Genomic DNA, 7717 nt, shown 5'->3' with positions numbered 1-7717 from the left:
TCCCATCGTTGCAGGTCAGCAGCACTCTCCATTTATTTGATCAAGACCTGGACAGGCCCACTCGCGAAAGCCCGGGGTTAGTGCAGTCGAGCACCTCGGCGGCCTCCGTCATGGACACTCCTGTGGCCTCACGGAATCGCTTGAGTTCGTCGCCGAGTTGCCTACCGAGGACGGTGGACGGTTTCACAGAAGGCATGTGCAACTCCCTATCAGTCGTCAGCTTGGGAGAAGCAGGCATTTACTCGAAAGAGTGAAGAGAGCCTACGATGCGCGATGCAACGTTGCATGGAGCCTATGCTGCGAGAGCCGGACGCGGTGGGCAAGGGACTTCACCGCACCGAGGGCAACTCGTATCAGCCACGAACTCCAGGGGTCGCTGTGGCTATGCAGCCCGAGCCGTCAGACACTCACGAGATCACTTGCCGCCTCCCCCGCCGCCCCAGCACTGTTCCCAGAGCGCGGGCACTTCTCCACGCCGTAGTCGGCGGCTGGGGCGTTGATCAAGACGTTCTCGACACGGCGGAGCTGGTGCTGTCAGAACTGGTGACAAACGCCCTACAGTCACGGGCACCGCGTGACCGCCAAGTCGGCGTGCGCATCACGCACTCAGAGCAGGAAGGCTTGCTGCGACTGGAGGTGAGCGATGCCGGGGAAGGCCGGCCGAAGGTGCGGAACCCCACCGAGGACGAGACCGGCGGTCGCGGGCTACTCCTCGTGGAGGCGCTGACCGATCGCTGGGGCATGCAGGAACGCGAGGGCGGCATCGGGCAGACGGTGTGGGTGGACATCAAAGCCCCGGACATCAGGGCTGTCCAGGTCGAGAGGGAGATCGCGGCCGTAACCTCCGCGCTGGCGATCAGGTCAAGCTGCGGGGAGCGTGGCGAACAGTCCGCAGTGTCCAGGGCGAGCGGTCTACCTCGGGCGGGTTCGTCATGGTGCTTCGGCTGGACAAGGGCCCCGCGGTGCGGGTGGACGCAGCCGAGCCGCTGATCGTACGGAGTGTAGGACGACATGGTCAGTGAGCCCGCTTCACCCTGAAGTTGCTGGTCGCGGGTTGGTGTGATGGCTCTTCCCGGTGCTCATGCTGAGCGTCTCATTCCCTGAGCCCACCAGAACGGTCCGGCGCCGACGCCGTCGGCTCCAACTCCTCACCCATTGACGGGTTTTGACCTGGCACCCCACAGCAGGTAGAACGACAGCTCGGCGACACCGGCACCCTCGGCCGATCGAAAACGCCGCCTGACCGCTGCAAGTGCCCGGCGGCCTCGACGACCACCGGGCACCCAACCCTGCCTAAATAGCCCCTGACCTGGAACTATTTACGCTTCAGAGGACCAGGTCAGTCCACTGTCCAACACACCGAGAGCTGTCCGCGACAGCGTCGCCCGGACTGAGCGAGCCGGTCCCGGGCGGAATCACTGGCGGTCGGCTCACAACTGGCCGCTCATCCCGGGTTCGGAACCGAGTCGAGGTGGCTCAACCGGACCGGAAACGCCGACGCCATATGGCTCCAGCCGTGGCCCCCGAAGTGGACCGAGCACCACGAACCGTCGACAAAGGCGATTTCGTGGTCGCCGCCCGCCACGTCGCTTCGGTCGCGGATATAGGACACGTTGCGAAGATCCGTGGCCCACCCCACCTCCGCCGGACCGAGTTTGCCGGTGAAGGAGCGCGCGTGGGACACGTACACAAGCTGCAGACTGCGGTCGGTGACCTGCAACATCACGGCCCTGTTGTTCTTGGTCCGGGGTACCGCGGCGCGGGCCAGGTGGCCGGCCATGCTGTTCCAGCCGCCGTGGAACGGCTTGCCCGGCTTCTTCGGCTCACGCTCCGTGAACGCTTCGACGAGCGCCTCGATCGGGTTCCAGGTGATCTCATAAAGTCTCGCGACCCAGAACACGGGGAGCATCAACCAGCTCCCGAGCGTGCGGCGCTCGGATCGCAGAGCGCGCGGGCGGCGGAAATAGCCGGGCATCGGTGCTCTCTCAGCCAAGGAGACCCCGTGATCAGCACGCAGCACCTCACCCGCCGATACCAACGCCCTTGCCCGCTCGACCGTCTCCCGGCCGCGTTCCATCCTGCTCACCCGAAATCGTCCCTCACTGTCCTTGCCGCACCCGCCTCTCGAGCCGGGCAGATGGCGACGTTACGGAGCAGATCCCACGGCACCGTGGCTGCTGCCCGACTGCCTCTGCGCTGCCGTGTCCTGGTTAACGGCTACGTACAGGCCATACACCAGAAGACCGACCGTCCCGGCGATTCCGACGACCAGGCGCCAACTCGCCGAGGGAACGGGAAGCGCGAGCACCACGACGCAGAGCGTCCAGAGCAGGAGGACATTCATCAGCCGGTTCGGGATGCTGAGAATCCAGCCGCCGTCGAGGTCGAGCAGTCTGCTCTCGCCGGTTGAGCCGACAGAAGCTTGGTGATCAGCCGCCGCCCTCGCGGACTCCTCATACTCCGGGGCAAGTCCGCCCGGAATGAACCAGCCGGCATCGCTGACGAAGACTGCACCCGTACGATGCGGCCCCTTCCGGCCTCCGTGCCGGTTGTGGTCCGACACCCAGACCAGATGGCCTTCCGCGCCCCCCGCCGTGTCCACGTACCTGGCATTGTTCCCTTGAACATGCAACTGCATGGGGCCCTTGGAAGTGTCCAGGCAGATGCGTGCCTTCCCCGCCCCATGACCGTCGTACCCGGAAATGCTCGCTCGCAGCACACGTTCGTCACCGCGGAGCCGCTGCGGAAATCGCTGGTCCCTACGGCTCGTGAGATAGGCGAAGAGGAGTGCCGCAATGAGGAACAGCCATCCCGAACCCAGGATCCAGGTCCACCAGTTGTTCATGGCACGACCGGAGAGTTGACGGTCGACACTGGCCCTGTCGTCGTCGCCCACGGCTCCCAGTTCGGGTCGGTCGGGGGCGTAGGCGACGTAGGCGTTCTCGCCGACCACGGCGGGATCTGGCCATTCCGATCGGAATTCGACGCGCTTCCCGCTTCCGGCTCCGTCGGCCGGAGGCAGCGTCACTGTCACTGTGCAGTGGTACGTGCTGCCGTTCTTGTGCCGGTCCCTGACGACATCCCGCACCGACTCGATGGGCAACGCCTGAACAACGGCGCCCGAAGAGGCGATCTCCGCGGCCTTGCCCGTGGGCGTGGGAGTACCCACCCCAAGGGCGAGCGGGAGGACCAGCACCATAACCCCGCCGTAGAACGACAGGGCCTGTCCGTTCAACAGAGCGGAGGCGCCTCGCAACCTCACGGGGAGCGCCCTGGGCCCGCGCTCTCCTGTGACCGATGTGCGCTCGGCCAGGGCGCGATAGACCACCGCGGGGTCCGGGTTACCCGACGAGCGTCGCAACGCCCATGCCGAGAGGGCAAGAAGAGCGAGTACGACCGCGCAGCCCAGCACCAGAGCGTCACGCAGTGTCGACTGCACCATGAAGAGCCAGCACCCGAGGAGCACCGTCACCAGGAGGCATCCCACCCAGGCCACCACCTTGCCCAGGAGGATGGCCGGTCCGAGCGTGCGAAGCCCACTGTCCTTCATGGCACCTGTTCCCGTTCCGTCCGAACTGTTCATCCGAAGTCGTCCACCAGACTCGTGTTCTTTGCGTGCTCGCGGAGCTGCTGGGCTGTCTTCTGCTGCCCTTCGGCCAGGTCGTCCTCGAGGCTGTCCGCCTCTTTGAGCCGGTTTCCGGCCGCGCCTATCTCCGTGCCCACTCGGCTGTTCGTGGCCTCGTCGCGAAGCGTGTTCCGTTGCTCCTCTGTCAGCCCTTCGGCATCGGCTCCGGTGTCGGGCGTCGCCTGGTCGCCGCTACCGTCGCTCGCCCCAGCAGTTCCGTCCGTTCCGCCCGTGTCGGCGGCTCCACCAGAAGCACCGTCTGCTGTGCTATTCCCGTCGGCTGTCCCACCGGAAGCACCCTCGACGGTGCCGTTCGCCTCCCCGGCTCCTGAACCGTGCGTCAGTCCGCCTCCGATGCCGCCGCCGGCCGCTCCGGCCCCGGCCCCGATCAGCGACTGCGACCAGTCGAACTCGTCATCCGCATCCGCCCACGGACCGTAGGAGTTGGCGGCATCCCCGACCAGGCTGCCCGTCGCTCCACCGATGGCACCTGTGCCGATCGACTCGCCGATTCCTCCCCCGAGCCTCCCGCCGAGCGCGGCATCGGCAGCCTTTCCCATCCCTGCCCCAGCCATCCCGCCGACCAGGTTGTTCTCCCACTCGGGGCCCTTGCCACTGATCATGCTGGTGGCCACTCCGTTGCCGAACTCGATCGCGGTCCGGCCGGCGAACGTACTTCCGAAGCGAACGCCGTACTGCAGAAACTTGCTCGAGTGCTCAAAAGTCCGCAGCTTCTCGAACCAACGGGCGATCGTGGCCAGGATCCTGCCGAGCCTCGCAGCGGCCGTCGCCGCCTGCCCGGCAAGTCGGGCCGCGTTCGCGGCGCCGGCGGCTGCGGAGAAACCGAGGGTGATGAAGGAGGTGGCGACGGAGACACCGATCGTGACACCGATCTCCAGGTAGATCTGATGGATCTCACTGTTGATCTCTTCGATCTTGTCCGCTGCCTCGTTCAGGCCCTTCTTCGCCTCGTCGAAGCTCGGCTGAGCGTCCTCAACGGACTTCTTGACCTCTTCCCAATGCTTGACGAAGGCATCAGCAGCCGGCCCCCGCCATTCGTCGCCGTGGACGTCGCGGATGACCTTGTCCATGTGGACGACGAACTTGTCGAGGGCATCCCCCATCGCGCCCCACGCCTTGGCCGCGTCACGTAGAACGTCTGGCTCGCCACCGGGGTTGTAGAGCTCGAGGCCAGCTTCGTAAATGGTCTCCGCGGCCGACTCGTCACTCACGCGCTCTTCCCCTTGAACAGATCTTCCAGGGCACGCTCGGCAGCTCCAGTGTTGTGGGAGTTGTCGGAAAGGTTGTCGGCCATGTCATAGAGATGGTCCTGCAACCCCTGGATCGCCTTGGTCATGTGGTCGGCCAAGTCAATGTACGCGGTGGTCACTTCCTCTGACTCCGTCAGAAAGCCGAACCCGTCGTGGATGGCCTCGCCATCCGTCTTCGGCTTGAATTTGGCCAACTGCTCGCCGATTTCATCGGCCTCTTTCTTGAAAGCTCCACTCAACCTTTCGAGCGCGGAGTGGCCGATGTAGAACCCGTCCGACATGAGATCCTCCCTCTTGGTGTTGCCGCGTGACACGCCAAGCCAAGCCTGCGGCTGCACGCCTTACGCCGCGCGAACGCTAAGCGGAATCGTCGATTTTGCCAGGCGGAAGCTGCGGCTCTGCACGTCGGGGGTGCCTGGTGCACATCTTCACAAAGTTTTACGCCCTGCCCTGGCGAGGTCGGGTGACCTCGCCCAGCGCAGGATTCGGATAGGACTGCTGATGACCCGCGCTCACGGGCATCATCGCCTGGTCGACATCCGTCTCTGCTGCGCCGGCTGTGATGCATCCCGATGACATTGCCGAGCGCCACCAGGAGTACGAGGATCGTGATGCCCAAGTGCCGTCCGCTGCGGCTAGATGGGTGAGGTACTTCTACTGGCCTTGGTACGGAGGTTGCTGGGCGTAGGGGTTGGGGTGCTGCGGAGGCTGCGCAGGAGGAGCGGGGTGCCCGTATCCCTGGTTGGGAGCTGAGAGATACGGCTGCTGGGCGGGCGGGTAGATCGGTTGCTGAGGCTGGTAACCCATGTGATGGGAGTAGGTTCCGGCCCCAGGGTTGACCGGGCCCGTACCAGAGTTGCGGCGACTGCGGTTTACGGCGATGACTACGACGGCGCCAATCACGGCTCCGATGCCGATAACGCCAATAATAAGGGCGATGGCACCCATTAGGGAGATTCCCTTCTTGTTCTCGGGCTGATTCACTGTGGTGTCGTTGTTTCCGGGCGCCTCGGCGGCCAGCTGGATTCAACCAAGCGGAGACTGCCCTTGAGCCGCTTGGGGATATCCATCGTAAGGGCCTGGTAGAGGCAGTGATCCCGTAGCAGGGTCACCGCAAAATCCCGAGTACCACGAGACAGAGCAGCAGGGTTATGGCGTGAACCCCTGCTCCCCACCTCTTCAAGGCGCGATTGCCATCGCGGTACCCACGCAGCATGACCAAGAGACCCACGTACGTACCGATCAGATCTAACACCGTCAGCCACACAATTTGCCAGACATGATCGACATGGCGAAGAGCAGCCAAGGGGCGAAAACTGCAATTCCAAACAACATTCCGCTGAAATGGTTCGCGGTGCGCGTCGCCATCTCATCGGCAGCGGCTTGGGAGTTCAGCTCCGGTAGTTCCGAGTTCACAGCCTCTCCGAGGAGGAATTACTCCTACTGCCCTTGGTGCGGAGGCTGTTGGGCGTAGGGGTTGGGGTACTGCGGGGACTGACCTGGAGCAGTGGGGTAGCCCTGGTTGGGGGCTGCGTTGGGGTACGACTGATGGCCAGTCGGGGGCTGGGGCGGGTAGCCCGCTCCGTAAGAGGGGGTTCCGCCGCCGGAGCCGGGGCCGCCGTTACCACCGTTGCGGCGGCTGCGGATTACCACGAAGGCGATCGCACCGACGATCACAACGGCTGCGATACCGCCGGCGAGGACGAGGATGTTGCTGGAGGAGGACTTCTTCTTTTTGGCTTGGGCCGAGGTGTCCGTCCCCTTGGATGCCCCGCCAGAAGTGGAGTTGGACGACTGGAGATGGCCGAGGGGGTTCGTCTTGGCGCCGGCGGGGATATCCATCGTGAGCGCTGAATAGGGCCGGACGATCCCGTAGCCGTATTCCTCGTCGGGTGCCTTCAATCCCTTGTGGTGCGCAAAGGTGGCCGACTTGATCAGCCGGTTGATTACCTGACCTGCGGAGAGGTCGGGGTACTTGGAGCGGACCAGGGCGGCAGCAGCGGACACGTAGGCTGTGGCGTCTGAGGTACCGCTTCCCACGCCATATCCATTGGACATCGTCGGATTCGCGCCAACGATTTTCACACCAGGAGCTGTAAGCGTTAGCCCCTTCCCCGTATTCGAGTCCTCCCAGAGGTTAGCTTTTTCATCCACGGCACCGGCAGAGACAACACCAGGTAGTGCACCTGGTTCACTCACAGTGGAATACCCGTCATTTCCCGATCCTGCCACGACTACGACGTCATGAGCCTGCGCATACGCAATCGCTTCGCGACCGGCGCTTAGAGTTTTACCGCCATCATTTGCGATAGAGAGATTAATTACCTTTGCGCCGTGATCCACTGCATATCGAACGGCTGCCCCCCATGTCTCATCGAGATTCCTATCAGAATCTGTTTGAAGCGTACGCAAGGGCAGAATCTTTGCCTTCGGCGCGAGCCCGATCACACCGGAGGAATTTCCGGCACCATGACCGTGGCCTGCGATAATGCTTGCCATCTTTGTTCCGTGGCCAAGGGTGTCCTCTTGGGCATTCCCTCCATCGGTGAAGTCTTTACCCTCAAGGACCTGACCAGTCAGATCAGGATGACTGCCATCCACTCCAGAGTCGACAACAGCAACGGTGACGCCAGCCCCCTCGGACTCAGCCCAAACGTCTTCTACTGCGAACGCGTTCAAGGCCCACTGCTGATCCCTGACATAGTCAGCAAAGGCAACTGGGGCCGTAGTGAGGAGCAAAGCTCCTGTCAGCGTCACGACTCCCGCCGTAGACCAGACTCGCTTGAAACTCACTTCTTTGCTCCTCACTCAACCACGACTG

The 7717-nt window shown here is 63.7% G+C and carries 7 protein-coding genes; 1 reads left to right on the top strand and 6 read right to left on the bottom strand.

All coding sequences use genetic code 11. The features are described from left to right. Positions 1-40: 40 nt before the first annotated feature. A complete protein-coding gene (locus tag ACX28W_RS25695; protein WP_459001744.1) occupies positions 41-196 on the bottom strand; it encodes a helix-turn-helix domain-containing protein in 156 nt (51 codons plus the stop codon). A 77-nt stretch (positions 197-273) separates the two neighbouring features. Here ACX28W_RS25695 and ACX28W_RS25690 point away from each other — a divergent pair, with 77 nt between their 5' ends. Next, a complete protein-coding gene (locus ACX28W_RS25690) occupies positions 274-990 on the top strand; it encodes an ATP-binding protein (protein WP_459001742.1) in 717 nt (238 codons plus the stop codon). A gap of 454 nt (positions 991-1444) precedes the next feature. Here ACX28W_RS25690 and ACX28W_RS25685 read toward each other — a convergent pair whose 3' ends face one another. The 5 genes from ACX28W_RS25685 to ACX28W_RS25665 form a co-directional block, all read right to left on the bottom strand. Then, positions 1445-2077 carry a hypothetical protein gene (locus ACX28W_RS25685; RefSeq protein ID WP_459001741.1) on the bottom strand — a complete coding sequence of 211 codons (633 nt, stop codon included), beginning with the start codon at positions 2075-2077 and terminating at the stop codon, positions 1445-1447. A gap of 69 nt (positions 2078-2146) precedes the next feature. Further along, entirely contained in the window at positions 2147-3550 is a 1404-nt protein-coding gene (locus ACX28W_RS25680) for a hypothetical protein (protein WP_459001740.1), read from the bottom strand. Between the two features lie 29 nt (positions 3551-3579). Next, positions 3580-4857: a WXG100 family type VII secretion target gene (locus tag ACX28W_RS25675; protein WP_459001739.1), complete on the bottom strand. Its 1278-nt coding sequence runs from the start codon at positions 4855-4857 to the stop codon at positions 3580-3582. Beyond that, positions 4854-5177 carry a hypothetical protein gene (locus tag ACX28W_RS25670; RefSeq protein ID WP_459001738.1) on the bottom strand — a complete coding sequence of 108 codons (324 nt, stop codon included), beginning with the start codon at positions 5175-5177 and terminating at the stop codon, positions 4854-4856. Before ACX28W_RS25670 ends, ACX28W_RS25675 begins: the two co-directional genes overlap by 4 nt. A 1159-nt stretch (positions 5178-6336) precedes the next feature. Beyond that, positions 6337-7689, bottom strand: coding sequence for a S8 family serine peptidase (locus ACX28W_RS25665; RefSeq protein ID WP_459001736.1), 1353 nt, complete (start codon positions 7687-7689; stop codon positions 6337-6339). Between the last annotated feature and the right edge of the window lie 28 nt (positions 7690-7717).

Source organism: Streptomyces sp. SD15 (assembly GCF_054462255.1).
This window is presented reverse-complemented; position numbering and strand designations above follow the sequence as displayed.

Excerpts from the sequence above, each read along its gene's own strand:
- ACX28W_RS25695 (WP_459001744.1), bottom strand. The coding sequence starts at position 196 with ATGCCTTCTGTGAAACCGTCCACCGTCCTCGGTAGGCAACTCGGCGAC.
- ACX28W_RS25690 (WP_459001742.1), top strand. The coding sequence starts at position 274 with ATGCAACGTTGCATGGAGCCTATGCTGCGAGAGCCGGACGCGGTGGGC.
- ACX28W_RS25685 (WP_459001741.1), bottom strand. The coding sequence starts at position 2,077 with ATGGAACGCGGCCGGGAGACGGTCGAGCGGGCAAGGGCGTTGGTATCG.
- ACX28W_RS25680 (WP_459001740.1), bottom strand. The coding sequence starts at position 3,550 with ATGAAGGACAGTGGGCTTCGCACGCTCGGACCGGCCATCCTCCTGGGC.
- ACX28W_RS25670 (WP_459001738.1), bottom strand. The coding sequence starts at position 5,177 with ATGTCGGACGGGTTCTACATCGGCCACTCCGCGCTCGAAAGGTTGAGT.